The sequence below is a fragment of the Streptomyces nanshensis genome (assembly GCF_001751255.1).
Classification (GTDB): domain Bacteria; phylum Actinomycetota; class Actinomycetes; order Streptomycetales; family Streptomycetaceae; genus Streptomyces; species Streptomyces nanshensis_A.
In genome coordinates this window covers 1-237 of sequence record NZ_LJGW01000467.1, presented here as the reverse complement: position 1 = coordinate 237, position 237 = coordinate 1, and the positions used below count along the sequence as shown (strand labels likewise).

Below are 237 nucleotides of genomic sequence, written 5' to 3'. Positions count from 1 at the left end.
CGTCGAGCTGTGCGCCACCGTCACCACCGACGCACCGGGCTCCGGCACCCCCACCGGGATGGTCACCTTCACCGGCCCGGGCGGGCTGAACCAGACGGTGCCGCTGGACGCCACCGGGCAGGCCTGCCTCACCACGGACGTCCTGACGACGGGCACCGTCACGGCCACCTATCTCGGCGACGGTGCCTGCTTCCTGGGCTCCGTCGGTACGGCGGCGGTCACCGTGAACCCGGCGGA

General features: G+C 73.4%; 1 protein-coding gene. It reads left to right on the top strand.

What is annotated here, in order from left to right:
* Positions 1-237, top strand: a 237-nt coding sequence (locus tag AN218_RS28535) for an Ig-like domain repeat protein (protein WP_171908827.1), incomplete at both ends; no start/stop codon positions are given.